The sequence below is a fragment of the Blautia sp. BCRC 81119 genome (assembly GCF_003184505.1).
Classification (GTDB): Bacteria; Bacillota; Clostridia; order Lachnospirales; family Lachnospiraceae; genus Blautia_A; species Blautia_A fusiformis.
The window spans coordinates 57,611-73,487 of record NZ_QJHD01000008.1 but is presented as its reverse complement, the minus strand read 5'-3'; the positions used below and the strand labels follow the sequence as shown (position 1 = coordinate 73,487).

Sequence of the window (15,877 nt, the reverse complement as noted above, 5' to 3'; positions counted from 1 at the left end):
TATCATATGATTATACAGTCAATCTGAGGATTGATTAGTACAGCTTAGCCATCTCCTCGATGTTGCTTGTATCGAATTTCAGAGGTGCACCAAGAACAACCTCTGTACCGCCGTCATCTGCCTCTGTTACTGTGTAGTCACCAAGGTCACCAGCTGTGAATTTGTCATCTTTAGCACCTGTGATGTCTTCGTTGATCAGAGCGATTGTTGTGTAAGCACTGAGTTTTCCAAGGCCCTGCATATCCCACAGATAGAAGTATGGGCAGGAATGAGAATCATCATCACCTGTGTACTCCTGCATCTCGGATGGAAGTCCAAGACCTGTCAGCTTGCAGGAAGATCCGTTATCCTGAAGATATTTAGCAGCTGCTGCGATACCAACTGTTGTAGGTGCGCAGATAACCTTCAGATCCTTGTAGTTCTGAAGAAGAGCTGCTGTCTGGTCTGTGGATTTCTGCGGCTCATCATCACCGCATACAACGTCTACAAGCTCAAGCTTGCTGTATTTGTCATCGCCTTCCATGATGGTCTTCATCGCGTCGATCCATGCGTTCTGGTTAGCGGACTGAGATGTAGCGGAAAGGATAGCGAACTGTCCCTCACCACCGGAAATATCAAGAACTGCATCCATAAGTGCCTGAGCAACTTCTTTTGTACCAGCCTGGTTTACGAAAATCTCACGGCTGTCTTTGTTCGGTGCGGAGTCGAAGGAAGATACCTTGATTCCCTCATCCATAGCTTCCTCAAGCTTAGCCTGAAGAGCGTTAACATCGTTAGCGGAGATACAGATTGCATCGAAGTCCTGAGAAATCAGGTTGTCAAGAACCTTGATCTGCGCATCAGCTGTAGCTGTCTCAGGATAAACGACCTGAACCTCGCCGCCTTCAGCCTCTACTGTCTCCTGGAAAGATTTCGCTGCGATCTCGAAGAATGCATTACCGGCTGCTTTACCAACCAGAGCGATCTTTTTGCCTTTTGCAGAATCGCCAGCTGCTGCTTCTGTCTTAGTATCTTCGGATTTGTCATCTGCTGCAAGAACCGGGCAAACTGTACCAAGAACCATTGCTCCACAAAGGATTGCGCTAATTACCTTTTTTTTCATTGTTGTTCCTCCCTATAAGAATATAATTTTTTTATATGCTACTGCCTCCGCTACACCAATGGAGGCAGCTAACAATCATATGAGTTTCAAAAGTGATATTTAGTTTTTCTTCATTGCGACTGCTTTTTTCACATCGCCGATGATATTCGGAAGAGCTACTGCTGCTACCAGAAGTACACCGATGATGAGAAGGATCACCTGAGCATTTACGTTCTTCTGTCCAAGGCCAACTCGTAAGCATACGATGATGAATGCAGAAATGATACCGCCGGCCAGGTTACCTTTACCACCTGTGGAGGAGATACCTCCGAATACTGCCATTGCAATGGCATCCATCTCAAATCCGTTACCGGTTGTTGTATTTGCACCGTAGGAAGAGGATACCAGGAATACTGCGCAAAGTCCGGACATAAGTCCCATAACTGTGTAGATGATGAAACGGATCTTCTCTACGTGAACACCTGCGTAATAAGCTGCCACACGGTTTGTTCCGATCGCATATGTACGGCGTCCAAATGTACTCTTTCCAAGAAAGATCGCAAAAAGTACACCAAGGATCAGCACCAGGAAAAGAATATATGGAATATTTCCAACCTTTCCACCGATAGCACGGAAGCCATCTGTGTTTGTGATCGCAATACTTCCGCCGGCTCCAAGTGTTACCTCAGCGATACCACGGAAGATGATCTGTGTTGCCAGTGTTACGATCATTGGAGGCAGCTCCTTGAAACGGGTAAGGATAAATCCGTTAACCGCACCACAGAGGGCACCAACAACCAGTGCTGTAAGTACTACTACAATGAACGGAGCGTTTGTGTTGCAGACCATACAGCTTAAGGTAGCGGAGAGACACACGATCGCACCTACGGAAATATCAATCTCGCCTAATACCAGGATGTACGCCATTGGAAACATCATGAATACCTCTGCAAGGTAAACCGGCATCTGACGAAGAACACTCTTCATATTATAAAACTCAGAAAATGATGCGCAGAAAATATTTACCAGGATAAAGAGAATGACCAGGATGCCTTCCCAACTGAATATGATGTGTTTCATCGGATTTTCCGGCACATTGTTAATACTTCTTCCAGATTTTCCAGCCATGATTTACATCTCCCTTCCCTTTAATGCGTTTTTATCTGCGATTCTCTGCAGAACAACGTTGATCACAACTACTACCAGGATGATAACACCCTTGATCATGTTCTGCCACAGTGAACTGATACCTACAAGCGGAAGAGCTTTTGCGATCGTTGCAAGGATAATGGAACCGAGGAATGCACCTACTACGGTTCCACGTCCACCGCTCATGCTTACACCACCGATAACGCAGGCTGCGATAACATCCATCTCACCACCGTACTGCATATCAGGCATTGCAGAAGCATAAACAGATACCTGAAGTGCTCCGCCAAGACCTGCGAGGAATCCCATGATCACATATACAAGAAGGTTGATATTCTTTGCATTGATACCGGAAACCTGTGCTGCACTTGCGTTACTTCCTACTGCGTAGATCCTACGACCGGTTCTTGTCCATTTCATAAAGAAGAAGAATACTACGTAGCATACGATGATCACCCAGATTACCTTGTTGATTCCAAGGAAATTTGTGGTGGCAAAATTCTTAAAATCACCGAGAGCTGCGGCACTTGCCCACTCACCACCGTGAGAAACAAGATATCCCATTGCTCTGTAGATGTACATAAAGCCCATGGTTGCAATGATCGGCGGAACGTTTGCTCTTGAAATTACAAGACCTACAACCAGTCCGCAGGCAATACCGATTGCCATTGCAATGATGAAAGCAAGTAATGTGCTTGTGATATGTCCGTATTTCAGAAGCATACCGATGGACATACCGGAAAGTGCCAGAGTTGACATAATGGAAATATCAATTCCGCCTACCAGCATGACACATAACATACCAAGTGACATTACCATTGTTACTGCATTATTTTTCAGCATCTCCATGAGTGACTTTGGCGTAAGGAATGACGGGCTGATCGCTGTGACAACTGCAAACAGCACGATTACGATAATTGCCAGCAGAGCCTCTCGGGAGCCTGTAATCTTCTTGATGACAGATTTCTTTTCCATTATTTAGTCCCCTTTCCAGTGCTCTTTTCCATGGACAGCTCAAGGATTCCCTCCTGTGTTGCCTCTCCTCTGTTCAGTTCTCCTGTCTTGCGGCCATTACACATAACAATGATACGGTCCGCCATACCCAGGATCTCCGGCATCTCGGAAGAGATCAGGATGATTGCATATCCTTTCTTTGCAAGGTCTCCCATGATCGCATAAATCTCAGCTTTGGCTCCGACATCGACACCCTTTGTCGGCTCATCCATGATAACTACTTTCATTTCCTGAGCAAGAGCTTTCGCAACAACAACTTTCTGCTGGTTACCACCAGACAGAGAGCTTGCCGGCTGGAAGATATCGACTGCCTTGGTATCTACTTCCTCAAGAAGTTTCTTGGAAAGTTCTCTTTCTGCCTTCTCATCGTTAAATCCGGATTTTGCATATTTGCTGATGATCGGAAGTGTTACGTTTCTTCCAAGTCCCCAGCTCATAACCAGACCCTGTTTCTGTCTGTCCTCTGGAAGAAGGATGATACCTTTTTCCATTGCATCAGACGGAGTCTTGATATAAATTTCTTTTCCCTCAAGGAAAACTTTTCCTTCGTCCGGACGGGTAATTCCACAGACAGCTTCCATAACCTCTGTACGTCCTGCACCAACCAGACCGGTAAGACCTACGATCTCGCCTGCATGTACATTGAAAGAAACATCCTTGAAAAATCCTATTCTGGAAAGATGTTCGATACGGAGCATCTCATCTCCAAACTTCACTTCCGGTTTCGGGAACAGATCGTTAATCTCACGACCAACCATTGCCTTGATCAGATCTGCGTTTGTGATTCCATCTACATCATAGGTTCCAATGTACTGGGAATCACGGAATACGGTAACTCTGGAAGCCAGACGGTACATATCTTCGAAACGATGGGAGATAAAGATAATGGAAACACCATTCTCTTTCAGCTTGTCAACCAGTGTGTAAAGCTTCTCGGACTCGTTTCTGGTAAGTGCTGCTGTCGGCTCATCCAGAATGATGATCTTCGCATTTGTGGAAAGTGCCTTGGCGATCTCGACCATCTGCTGCTGTGCAACAGAAAGTGTACCCATCTCTGCTGTTGCGTCAAAGTCTGCATCCAGCTCCTTCAGGTACTTGTTTGCCTCCTGATTCATCTCTTTCCACTGGATCATATGATGTTTAATGATCTCATGACCCATAAAAATATTTTCGGCTACTGTAAGATGCGGATATGATGTAGGGTGCTGATATACGGCAGCGATACCTGCCTCCTGGGCATCCTTCGGACCTTTGAAGTCAACCTTCTGTCCGTTTAAGAACATCTCACCCTCTTCTGCCTTATGTACTCCGGTAATAACCTTGATAAACGTAGATTTACCAGCACCATTCTCACCCATCAGCGCATGAACTTCGCCAGGTTTGAGCTGGAACTGTACATTATTCAGAGCTTTGACACCGGGGAATATCTTCGTAATACCTTTTAATTCAAGAACATATTCTGACACGGCTCTTTCTCCTCCCTTTCCTTTAATCTGATTATATTCTATCATCCGGCCCACAGATTGATAATGGGAATATTTTTGGATAAGGGTAAAATATTCTTCTTTTCCCTGTAAAATATTACTCATAAACCATTGTCCCATTCTCGTATTTCTATATACTTTATGCTATAATGATAACGCTGACGTTACAGTTTTCTGGGAATATAAACAGAGCTGTAAACGTCCGATTTACGAAGCTATAAAGCTATGCTCGATTGGAGAATTGTATATGAAATTACTGATCGTCGATGACGAAGAACTTACGCGTACCGGACTGATCTCATCTATCGACTGGGATTCTCTGGGAATCACCGAGATCCTTCAGGCAGATGATGGTGTGAACGGACTGGAAATGGCCAGACTGTATAAACCTGAGATCATTCTCTGCGATGTACGGATGCCGCGGATGACAGGCATTGCCATGCTGGAGCGTCTGGAGAAATTCCTGCCGGACAGTATCCCTATCTTTATGAGCGGATATTCTGACAAAGAGTATCTGAAAGCTGCCATCAAACTAAAAGCCATCAATTACATCGAAAAGCCTCTGCATCCCGAGGAAGTACAGGCGGCAGTTCTGGAAGCGCAGACTCTTTACAAACAAAAGCTCCGCTCCCATCGTGGCGAAGCGATCCATTCTCAGGAAATCGCTACCCGGCTGGCACAACAGCTGACTCTTCCACCTTCCGATAACAACAAAATTGCAGATCTCTGTCTGGAACTGGGGCAGCCGGAGCTTCTTGAGAACGGCATGAATTTTACCTCTGTGATCGTAAAGCTTAATGAATCTATGGAGGCTTCCGGTATTTTCCTGGAAGATCTCCAGAACGACATTTCCTGTTTTCTGGAGCATTACCATCTGAAATGTCTTTTTGTGGAAAAAAGAGTTCAGTATCTGGTCCACCATATATATGGAAGGAATGCCCTTTCCCCGACTACCCTTTCCGCAGTGGGAAGCTATATTTCCAGACAATATGACACCTGCGGAAAGCATCTGATCGCTGCCGGAAATACCGTAACGGATATTTTCAGGGTTTATCAGTCCTACGCTTCTGCCGTGATCCTTCTGCAGAACTGTTTTTTCTTTCCGGAAAAAACATTTCTGACGGAAAATTCCATCCGCCTGCTTTCACCGAAGGGACCGGTTCCGGATTCCCTGCATTCACCGGAAAATACTTTTTCCAAATATCTCCTGGCCGGAGAAGAAGAACCCTGTTTTCAGTTTCTTGATGAGCTTTTCCGGTATTATAGCTGCAATCACACATTTATGCCTAACCAGATCCGTGATCTTTATTACCAGCTATTTAATACACTTTCGGCTTCCCGTAAAAAAAATCAGCTGGAAACCGAACTTCATGAAAAGCAGGATCTGATCGTAGATACGTTAAACAACGCCTTCACCTACGAAGAGCTTCACAAAGCTCTGAAAGAAAAAACCGCCCAGTATTTTGAAGATACGAAAAATTCCCAGCCGGAAAATTCCACGATCTTTATGATCAAGGATTATATCAGCCGGAACTATATGAACGATACACTTTCCGTAAAAGATATCAGCGGCCATGTATACCTTTCCGCATCTTATGTATGCACTTTTTTCAAAAGCGAGACCGGACAGACTCTCAATCAATATCTGACAGAATACCGAATGGAAAAGGCCAAGCAGCTGCTTTCCGATCCCAAATACAAGATTTCCGAGATTTCTTCCAAGGTAGGCTATACGGATGGCAATTACTTCGGAAAAAGCTTCAAAAAATACTCCGGCTTTTCCCCGTCTGAATACCGGGAGAAAATGTCATGAGGGCCCTCTGGCGCCGTTTCAAAAACGGCTACCTGAATTTAAACCTGCAGACAAAATTCACCATTGCCCTGATCAGCATTGTGGTAATTCCTGCCTGTCTTACCGCCTTTCTTTTTTATGGACGACTTTATAGCATGGTGGTTTCCAATACCATCCGGCAGGAGCAGGACGCCTCCGCAAAAACTGCACCTCTGATCGAACGGACTATGGATACGATCCTCGCTACTACCCGGAATATTACAGGACAGAATTTTTTTCAGGAACTTTTTTATATGCCGGTCAGCGATTCAGCAGAACAGCTTGCAACATCTAACCATGCCACTGATTTTAAAAATGCCGTTCAGCGTCTGACCACAGATTCCATTGTTACCGATGTACAGATCTATGTGGATTTTCCTGATGATCTGAAGACACTGGATACTTATCCCAACACTAAGAATATCCTTGCTCCCTTAAGTCAGGCGAAAGGTACCTACTGGTACGGTATCTTTCAGGGAAACCGGAACACCCAGGAAATGTTCTGTCCTTCCTTCTATCTTGGTCCCAGGGAAAAAAAGAATTATGGTGATATGGCATATATCTGCCCTTTAAGCCTTTATTATCACTCCACTGCCTATAAGGCTTATCTGGCAGTGTATTATTCCGATGACAAGCTTACTTCCATTCTTTCCGACAATCTATCTCTGGAAGGAAGTGTTTCATATATTGTAAACGAACGTGATGCCATTGTTGCTACCTCAGATCTGTCATTATCCGGAATCTACCAACTGGATTACGACACCATCAAGGCTTCCTTTATGTCTTCCAATAACTTCATTGAGCGGAACATTCTGGACACAAAGGTTTATGCCGGTTTTTACAGCATTTCCAATACGGACTGGTTTATGGTGACGGTCCTTCCTTCCCCGCCGCTGATCCATGCGAGCAACCGACTGATGGTCCAGATCGTACTGATCTATGCAGTTTTTCTGGTTCTGGCTCTGATTTTTGCCAATGTACTGGCTCATTCCATTACCGGAAGACTTTCTTCTGTGATCCGGCAGATGCAGACCGTCCGCCACGGCCCGCCTACTCCTATGGAAAGTCCACAGGCACATGATGAGATCGGTAATCTTATCGATACCTACAACTATATGACTCGAAAAATGGAGGAACTGATGGAGAAGCAGGCTAAGGCTGCAGAAGATCTCCGGATTGCAGAATTCAATTCCCTCCAGGCACAGATCAATCCGCATTTTCTTTATAATACCATGGATATGATCAACTGGATGGCACTGCAGGGACAGACCGATGAGATCAGTCACGCAGTGCAAAGTCTTTCCCGTTTTTATAAGCTGACTCTGAGCCGCAAAAAAGGAATCTCTACCATTGCAAGGGAGCTGGAGCATGTAACCATCTACGTGCAGCTTCAGAATATGCGCTACCACGACAGCATTGAGCTGATCACGGATATCCCGGATGAGCTTTCAGAATACCAGATCCCGAAGCTGACTCTTCAGCCTGTTGTGGAAAATTCCATTCTTCACGGGATCCTGGAAAAAGAATCAAAATCCGGAACTATTGTTATTACCGGATGGATGGAAAATGAGGATATTGTTCTTCTGATTTCCGATGACGGTGTTGGGATTTCGCCGGAAATCCTGTCAACTATCCTTTCCGGAAAGGGAAAAAGCCAGTCCGGCGGCACAAATATCGCAGTTTATAATACCCACCGGAGACTCCAAATTCTCTATGGAAATAATTACGGACTCACTTATTCCAGCAAGCCTGGAGAGGGGACAGAGGTTGAGATCCGCTTCCCTGCACATCGCGAAAAGTAACTTATGTTCCACAAAAATCTTTATTCAGAAATGAGGTATGACACTATATGAATACACAGCCAGAAGCTCTTTTATATAATTTTAACGACCCAGAACGACTTCGCCAGATCCGCCGCTATCTGAACCGTCAGAAGGTTAAGACACGGATCGTCACTGCGCCGGAATTTCTTCATCCGCTGGGATATCTTTTTGAGATTCCGGGATTTCATCCCTCATCCCAGTTTAATCTGGGAAGCAATTTCAGTGATGAGATGATCGTGCTGAAGGATTTTTCCAGTGCACAGATGGATGATTTTCTTGCTTTTTTCCGTGAAAACCAGATCCCGCCTGTTGCACTGAAGGCCATGCTCACACCGGTAACTCAGCACTGGTCTTCCATCCAGCTGCACGATGAGCTTTCTAGGGAGCACACACTTATGCATAAAAAATAACTGCAAAACCAAAATCTGCCGAATCTGCCTGCTGCATTTCCGGCAGATCTTTTTTATCTTATTTTTCCCACTGAAAAAGGAGACCGCTCCGCGCAGTCTCCTTTTTTGAATATGTTTTAGGTTGAATACATAAGAAAGAATTTATCTTGTCACGATATCTACCGGTACGTTAAAGATTTTTGCAACCTTCAGGATCGTATCGATGTGTCTTCCTGTAGCAGCTGCCATATGATGTGTCGGGCCAGCCTCGCTCCAGCGGTTAACGAACTCTCTTGCTCCGCATGTGAAGCGTGTTCTCATGTTTGTATCACCGAAGGAAAGGATCGGTCCCTCCTCGTTTACGCCCTCAGCTACAACGAATTTGAAGTTTCCGTCTTTATCCTGAGTGATTGCAAGGTAGGTTACAGGGCCTGTGTATGGATAGAACTGTGTCAGGTATCCGCCGCCTGTTTTGCCGTGGAATACCGGCACGATTTTCATGGTTGGTTTCTTGTCGGAGATGTCAGCGTCACCGCTTCCGGAATGTCCGATGATGCAGATGTCATCGTTGAAATCGATGGAGTACATCTCAGAAAGCTGGCCTGTACCGGAAATTGTCTTTAAGATACTCATTGCCATGGCAACCTTCATGTCACCCTCTACCGCACATGCAGTACCCTGTTTGATCAGCATGGAGAAAGCCGGGATCAGCATACTGTCAAGGACTCCTGCTTTACCCTGTGCAAATCCGTCGTAATGGGAAGCGATCATTCCAAGATGCTCGTCTTTTACCCACTCCTCAAAAGCAACTACATATTTTGCCATATCCCATACTTTCTCAATGGTGCCGCCGCCCTCAATATCGAATGTATCAAGGATATCCTGTGCTTTTGCCCGGATTGCCTCCTCATCTGTAATATCATCAGCGATCGCCCACATCTTCTCCCAGTCGAACTGTTTTGTGTAGAGGAACATTCTGTTATAGAGGTTTGTCTCATCAATATACAGATCCATCATACCCGGATATGGTCTTCCGATCTGCGCAATGTTAGTCTCACGGAATCTTCTTCTTACCTGAGCAGCCTTGCACCAGTCTTCGATCTCAGCCTGAACTGCAGGATCTCCGCCTTCTACAACGCCTGTGATAACCGCATGTCTCTTGCCTGCTCTCTCAAGGTCAGCAACTGCCTCGCCTACAGCACCGCATGCATAGCCTTCACCCAGCCAGGAGGCAATGTCAGTGTGCTCATAATCCAGCGCTTTGATCTTCTGAACGTTTACAAGAACAACCGGAACATCCAGATCACGGATCGCCGGAAGCATGTTGTAGGATGTTGCGTATGTCAGCATCTGAAGAAATACAAGGTCAACATCTGCTGCACGGAACTTATCTCCTGCCACCATTGCCTGCTCTTTTGTTGTCACCATTCCGCCGTCAACGATCTCTACTGTATCCGGGATCGTTTTCTTGAATGCGTCGTACTGTGCCTCAAATTCCGGCACCAGTGACGGAAACTGCGGAAGATATGCGCCTAAAGCAATTGAAAATACACCAACTTTTGCCTTTGTGTTAACTAACATAATAAGACCTCCAATTATTTATGCTTTGTATACTTTAATACCGAAGGACTCATGGATGGTTGTACGAGCCTCCTCGATCGTTTTAAACTCCTCGGCCTTCAGCATCTGTGCTGTGATATTACCGATTGCAGTAGCCTCACCAGGGCCTGCATGGATTTCTTTCTTTGTAGCTTTTGCAGTCAGCTCATTTAAGTATCCTGCATTGGAACCACCGCCTACGATATGGATACGGCTGTAGGTTCTTCCTGTCATCTCCTCGATCTCCTTTGCGATCTTAGCGTAGCAATCTGCAAGACTTGTGTAGATAACTGTTGCGATCTCTCCAAGAGTTTCCGGAACCTGCTGTCCTGTTCTGCGGCAATAATCCTGAACCTCTTTTGTCATGTTCTCAGGAGAAAGGAAGCACTCGTCGTTTGCGTTTACTCTTGATGGGAAATCCTTAGCCTCCTCAGCCATTTCACAGATCTGTGCGAAGCTGTATGCATCATCAAACTCGTGACGTACAGACTGGATCATCCAAAGACCCATGATGTTCTTCAGATAACGGAAACGTCCCGCATATCCGCCCTCATTTGTGAAGTTCATCTCACAACTCTTCTCAGAGCAGTCTGCTTCTTTTCTCTCAATTCCCATCAGAGACCATGTGCCGGAGCTGATATAAATGAAATCGTCATCATTTGCCGGAACAGCCAGAACTGCAGATCCTGTGTCATGTGTAGCCGGTGCTACAACCTCAAGGTCAAAGCCAACTGCTTCTTTCACTGCGTCTGTTAAATGTCCGATGCTTGTGCTAGGCATGATCAGCTTCTGGAAAATCTTTCTCGGATATCCCAGCATATCGATCAGCTCATAATCCCAGTCCTTAGTTGTCGGGCAGACAAGCTGTCCTGTGGTTGCCTCTGTGTATTCACAGGTTTTCTTTCCTGTAAGAAGGAAATGGAAATAATCCGGTACATGAAGAAGTGTCTCTGCCTGCTCCAGATACTCCGGATGTTTCTTCTTCACTGCCATCAGCTGATATACAGTGTTGTAGATTGCTTTCTGGATACCGGTTCTTGCATACAGATCCTTCAGGGAAATTGTCTTATAAACTTCCTCGTCCATTCCCTCTGTACGATGATCACGGTAGCCTACCGTGTTGCCAAGAACCTTGTCATCCTTGTCTAGAAGCACGAAGTCAACACCCCAGGTATCAACACCCATGCTTACCGGGATCTTGCCGATCTCTTTACATTTCTTAAGACCATTTACGATCTCGTTGAAAAGGCGGTCAAACTCCCAGCAGAGCTCTCCATCCTTCTTAACCATGCCGTTCTCAAAACGATAGATTTCTTCCAGGATCATTTTTCCGTTTTCCATATGTCCCAGAATGTGACGTCCACTGGATGCTCCGATATCTACTGCTAAATAATATGTTGCCATTTTTAAATCCTCCTCAATATGTAAGCTTCTGATCACTTTCATATCTGATGTTGTATTTATCATACATCAGGATCCTTCCGGTGATAAGAACCTCTTTTGTCAAAAAAAGTGTCTTTATTTGCCAATAATACAGCGATTATTTATGAACTACTACATTATTTGTTTAAAAAATCCGCTGACTGAATCAGCCAGCGGATCTCTTATTTCATACGTCCGAACGCAATCCGCGTTCATTATAACTTCACGATCTTATCAATTATATGATTTGATTAGTCATAAAGGTTAGGAGCGATATCCTCGTCTTCCATATTTGTTGCATCATACCAGTAACCGTCTGTAGGAACATCCTCAAGCTCCTGGCCGTTTGCTGCTGCTGTCAGAGCGTAGATTGCATAGTATCCCATCATAAGAGGAGACTGTGTAACAGCACCAATGAATGTGCCATCTTTAACAGCTGCTTTGATGATAGAACCAGCATCGAAACCAACACCAACTACATCACCGTTTGCCGGGTCAGAACCAAGAACGTTAAGGTTAGCATTTGCTGCAAGAACACCCTCTGCAGAAACCTGGTTGGAACCGAATACTGCGATACAGTTCTCCTGGGAAAGGATTGCCTGAGCCTCTGTGGAGCAAAGCTCTACAGTTGTCTGTGCCGGAACAGCTACCTGGATAACAACGTCTGCGTCTTTAGCATCAGCATCAGCACCCTCTGCTGCGTTAACATAGAACTCGTTACCGCTTACTGCTACAGTCTTGCCATCAGCCTGAAGAAGCTCGATCATCTTGTTGATGAATCCAGTACCACGCTGCTGAATGTTCTGAGCTGTTGCATCCTGGTTAACCTCACCGATGATAACCTGTCCGTCAGCATCTTTAACAACGTCTTTAATGGAGTTGTACATATTCTCAGCTGCTACTGCACCAGCCTGTGCGTTGTCTGTACAAACCTCGCATACTACAGATCCTTCCGGAGCATCAGCGATACCTGTATCGAAAGTTACAACCGGGATACCTTTTTCTGCACATGTCTTAAGAGCATCCTGAACAGAAGATGTATCGCAAGCTGCAAGTCCTAATCCAACAGGATTGGAGCCGATAGCTGTGTTGATCATGTTAACCTGGTCAGCGATATCGGACTCACTGTTCGGTCCCTGTGCTTTATAAGTAACGCCCAGCTCCTCAGATGCTTTCTTCATACCTTCCTGAGCTGCATCCCAGTATGTAGACTGGAAAGATTTAACCATCATCGGGAACTCATAAGCTTCGTTTGCTTTCAGTCCGTCGAACTGTGCGGTAGGATCCTCAGCTGCTGTGGAATCTGCGGATTCCTCTGTTGCTGCATCTTCTTTCTCCTCAGCTGCAAAAGCTGCTGTTGCGCTCATGCTTGTTACCATTGCTGCACAGAGCATTAATGCCATAACCTTTTTTGCTTTCATATAATATTTCCTCCTTAAAATATATTATATAGTTTTTTATGTTCATACGCCGTTGCTACCCCTTGGCGTTTCACATCTTTGATTATCGGGTGCTGTTCACATTTCTCTGTAAACAGCACCCTTACTTATTATACACACTTCTTAATATCAGTGTGCTGCTTTTTTCTCTTTCAGGATATCGATCAGAACGGCTACGATCAAAACGATACCAGTGATGATCTGCTGCCAGTTTGCCTGCAGGCCGATATATGGAAGACCTGTTTTCAGAAGCATGATGACGAAGATACCAACGAATGTACCGATCACGGAACCATATCCACCGGTAGCTGCTACACCACCAACGAATACACCCCCGATAGCATCCATCTCAAGTCCGGCACCAGTACCAGGCTGTACAGTAGGTGTTACTGCTGCGTATGCGATTGCTGCAAGACCTGTAAACAGACCGCAGACAACGTATACCATTACGTGATAGAACTTTGTATTGATTCCGGAAAGGGCTGCTGCCTCTTTGTTGGAACCGATCGCAATTGTGTAACGACCGAATTTGGTGTGGTTCAGGATGTACTCCATAAGAAGAACCAGAATGATCATCCACAAAAATCCAAGCGGATAACGGGAAGCACTTCTTCCTGTACCAACAGTTACTTTAAAGATTGTGTGGAACCATCCACCATCCTGTGTAAGTCCCGGCCAAGGTGTCGCACTGCAGAGAGATCCGGCACCACGGGTGATCATACAGGTACAAAGTGTTGCCAGGAACGGCGGCAGGTTCATAACACCGATCAGTACACCGTTCAGTGCACCGACTGCGATACCAAGAACAATACAGATCAGCATTGCCAGAGCTACCGGGCAATTGTTGTTTCTGATCAGTGTTCCGGCGATCAGTGCGTATGCTACCATACCAGTTCCGATTGACAGGTCAACACCACCAGTGATAAGCGGGAATGTAACTCCGATCGCCATAAGAAGATCGTAATATGAGAAATCCAGCATACTCAGGATCGTGGTGTACTGTCTGAATTCTTTACTCAAGCCTGAGAATATTGCACACAGGACAATGATAACGAGCAAAACAATAAATCTCTGATCACTTAAAATACTTTTTTTCTTCTTAGTCATGACTTTCCTCCTTAATCGATATTCCGTGTGGCCTTGTCCATGATGTTTTCCTGGGTTGCCTCGGAGATATCAATACATCCGGTAACTTTACCCTCACACATGATGATGATACGGTCACTCATTCGGAGAACTTCCGTCATCTCAGAAGAAATCATGATAATGGATTTGCCTTCTGCTGCCAGTCTGTTCATTAATTTGTAGATTTCGTTCTTGGCACCAACATCGATACCTCTGGTCGGCTCATCGAAAATAAGGATATCGCTGTCTCGTGTCAGCCATTTAGCAATAACAACCTTCTGCTGGTTACCACCGGAAAGGTTTACTACCAGCTGGTCGGTGGTCGGTGTCTTTGTTGCAAGCTCATTTACATATTTCTCTGCAACCTGTTTCTCTTTTGCCTTGTTGATAAAAATACCATTGGTAAACTCTTCCATGGTTGCCAGTGTAGTATTTTCTGTTACAGATTTCTGTACAACACAGCCATATCTTCTTCTGTCCTCTGACAGATAACCGATACCGTATTTAACAGCATCCTGCGGGCTGTTGATGGTTACCTCGTGAAGCTGTCCGTCTTTACCCATAACAGAGATCTTACCACTCTGTTTCGGGTCTGCTCCGAACAGTGCTCTGGCTGTCTCAGTACGTCCGGCGCCCATCAGTCCTGAGAAACCAAGGATCTCACCTTTTCTCAGCTCAAAGCTTACATCCTGAACCATCTTGCCTGCATTCAGGTGCTCAACCTTAAGAACTACCGGTGCATCTGCCGGAATCGCACTCTCCTGCTTCGGATCCTCATAGATAACACGACCAACCATCATGTTGATGATATCTTCTTTTGTACTGTCTTTTGTGATGAGGGTTCCTACGTAACCACCATCTCGCATGACTGTTACACGGTCTGTGATGGTTTTGATCTCATCCATACGGTGTGAGATATACACGATACCAAGATTCTTCTTACGAAGGTCACGGATGATCTCGAACAGGTCCGCGATCTCTTTCTCTGTCAGTGCTGCGGAAGGCTCATCAAAAATGATAACCTCAGCTTTATGGGAAATTGCTTTTGCGATCTCACACATCTGCTGTTTTCCGACTGTCAGGTTTTTCATCTTTTCCTTCGGATTGATCTCAATGTTCAGATCCTGGAAAAGCTTCTTTGAATCCTCGATCATCTTTTTGTCATCAATGCGGAAACCTTTTTTCGGCTCACGTCCGATGAAGATGTTCTGAGCAACGGTAAGATCACCTACCATGTTCAGCTCCTGATGTACGATTACAACGCCGGCATCCTGTGCCTCACGTGTATTGTGGAATTCTGTTTCCTGTCCTTTGTAAACGATGGAACCTGAATCCTTCTGATAAATACCGGTAAGAACCTTCATCAGTGTTGATTTACCGGCACCGTTTTCTCCCATAAGTGCATGTACTTCGCCGCGTTTTACTTCGAAATTAACGTGATCCAGAGCATGAACTCCAGGAAAGGACTTATCAATGTCCTTCATAGTTAAAATAACTTCACCCATTGTCGCATCCTCCCTC

The 15,877-nt window shown here is 45.2% G+C and carries 12 protein-coding genes; 3 read left to right on the top strand and 9 right to left on the bottom strand.

Going from position 1 to position 15,877, the window contains the following annotated elements:
* Nucleotides 1-34 precede the first annotated feature (34 nt).
* The 4 genes from DMI82_RS06675 to DMI82_RS06660 all read right to left on the bottom strand — a co-directional run bounded on the left by DMI82_RS06675 (nucleotide 35) and on the right by DMI82_RS06660 (nucleotide 4,710).
* Entirely contained in the window at nucleotides 35-1,102 is a 1,068-nt protein-coding gene (locus DMI82_RS06675) for a substrate-binding domain-containing protein (protein WP_110102894.1), read from the bottom strand.
* 99 nt (nucleotides 1,103-1,201) lie between these two features.
* Nucleotides 1,202-2,209 (bottom strand): ABC transporter permease, encoded by a 1,008-nt coding sequence (locus DMI82_RS06670; RefSeq protein ID WP_092068559.1) that lies wholly within the window; start codon nucleotides 2,207-2,209, stop codon nucleotides 1,202-1,204.
* A 3-nt stretch (nucleotides 2,210-2,212) separates the two neighbouring features.
* Nucleotides 2,213-3,205, bottom strand: a complete 993-nt coding sequence (locus tag DMI82_RS06665) for an ABC transporter permease (protein WP_110102893.1) — start codon at nucleotides 3,203-3,205, stop codon at nucleotides 2,213-2,215.
* Nucleotides 3,205-4,710 carry a sugar ABC transporter ATP-binding protein gene (locus DMI82_RS06660; RefSeq protein ID WP_110102921.1) on the bottom strand — a complete coding sequence of 502 codons (1,506 nt, stop codon included), beginning with the start codon at nucleotides 4,708-4,710 and terminating at the stop codon, nucleotides 3,205-3,207. Before DMI82_RS06660 ends, DMI82_RS06665 begins: the two co-directional genes overlap by 1 nt.
* A 265-nt stretch (nucleotides 4,711-4,975) precedes the next feature.
* Here DMI82_RS06660 and DMI82_RS06655 point away from each other — a divergent pair, with 265 nt between their 5' ends.
* From DMI82_RS06655 to DMI82_RS06645, 3 genes are read left to right on the top strand one after another with little or no spacing between them, the layout of a single operon-like run.
* Nucleotides 4,976-6,541, top strand: a complete 1,566-nt coding sequence (locus DMI82_RS06655; protein WP_110102892.1) for a response regulator transcription factor — start codon at nucleotides 4,976-4,978, stop codon at nucleotides 6,539-6,541.
* Nucleotides 6,538-8,361: a sensor histidine kinase gene (locus tag DMI82_RS06650; protein ID WP_110102891.1), complete on the top strand. Its 1,824-nt coding sequence runs from the start codon at nucleotides 6,538-6,540 to the stop codon at nucleotides 8,359-8,361. Before DMI82_RS06655 ends, DMI82_RS06650 begins: the two co-directional genes overlap by 4 nt.
* A gap of 47 nt (nucleotides 8,362-8,408) precedes the next feature.
* Nucleotides 8,409-8,792, top strand: a complete 384-nt coding sequence (locus tag DMI82_RS06645; protein WP_021652148.1) for a DUF3783 domain-containing protein — start codon at nucleotides 8,409-8,411, stop codon at nucleotides 8,790-8,792.
* 141 nt (nucleotides 8,793-8,933) lie between these two features.
* Here the strand turns inward: DMI82_RS06645 and DMI82_RS06640 are convergent, their stop codons facing one another.
* The 5 genes from DMI82_RS06640 to DMI82_RS06620 form a co-directional block, all read right to left on the bottom strand.
* Nucleotides 8,934-10,352 carry an arabinose isomerase gene (locus DMI82_RS06640; RefSeq protein WP_059086068.1) on the bottom strand — a complete coding sequence of 473 codons (1,419 nt, stop codon included), beginning with the start codon at nucleotides 10,350-10,352 and terminating at the stop codon, nucleotides 8,934-8,936.
* Between the two features lie 18 nt (nucleotides 10,353-10,370).
* Nucleotides 10,371-11,774 (bottom strand): rhamnulokinase, encoded by a 1,404-nt coding sequence (gene rhaB / locus DMI82_RS06635; RefSeq protein WP_110102890.1) that lies wholly within the window; start codon nucleotides 11,772-11,774, stop codon nucleotides 10,371-10,373.
* 269 nt (nucleotides 11,775-12,043) lie between these two features.
* The gene (locus tag DMI82_RS06630; RefSeq protein WP_021652145.1) at nucleotides 12,044-13,213 is read right to left on the bottom strand and encodes a substrate-binding domain-containing protein; all 1,170 of its coding nucleotides are present in this window, start codon (nucleotides 13,211-13,213) and stop codon (nucleotides 12,044-12,046) included.
* Between the two features lie 147 nt (nucleotides 13,214-13,360).
* Complete coding sequence (locus DMI82_RS06625) at nucleotides 13,361-14,338, bottom strand: ABC transporter permease (protein ID WP_021977851.1); 978 nt, start codon at nucleotides 14,336-14,338, stop codon at nucleotides 13,361-13,363.
* Between the two features lie 11 nt (nucleotides 14,339-14,349).
* The gene (locus DMI82_RS06620) at nucleotides 14,350-15,861 is read right to left on the bottom strand and encodes a sugar ABC transporter ATP-binding protein (RefSeq protein WP_110102889.1); all 1,512 of its coding nucleotides are present in this window, start codon (nucleotides 15,859-15,861) and stop codon (nucleotides 14,350-14,352) included.
* Between the last annotated feature and the right edge of the window lie 16 nt (nucleotides 15,862-15,877).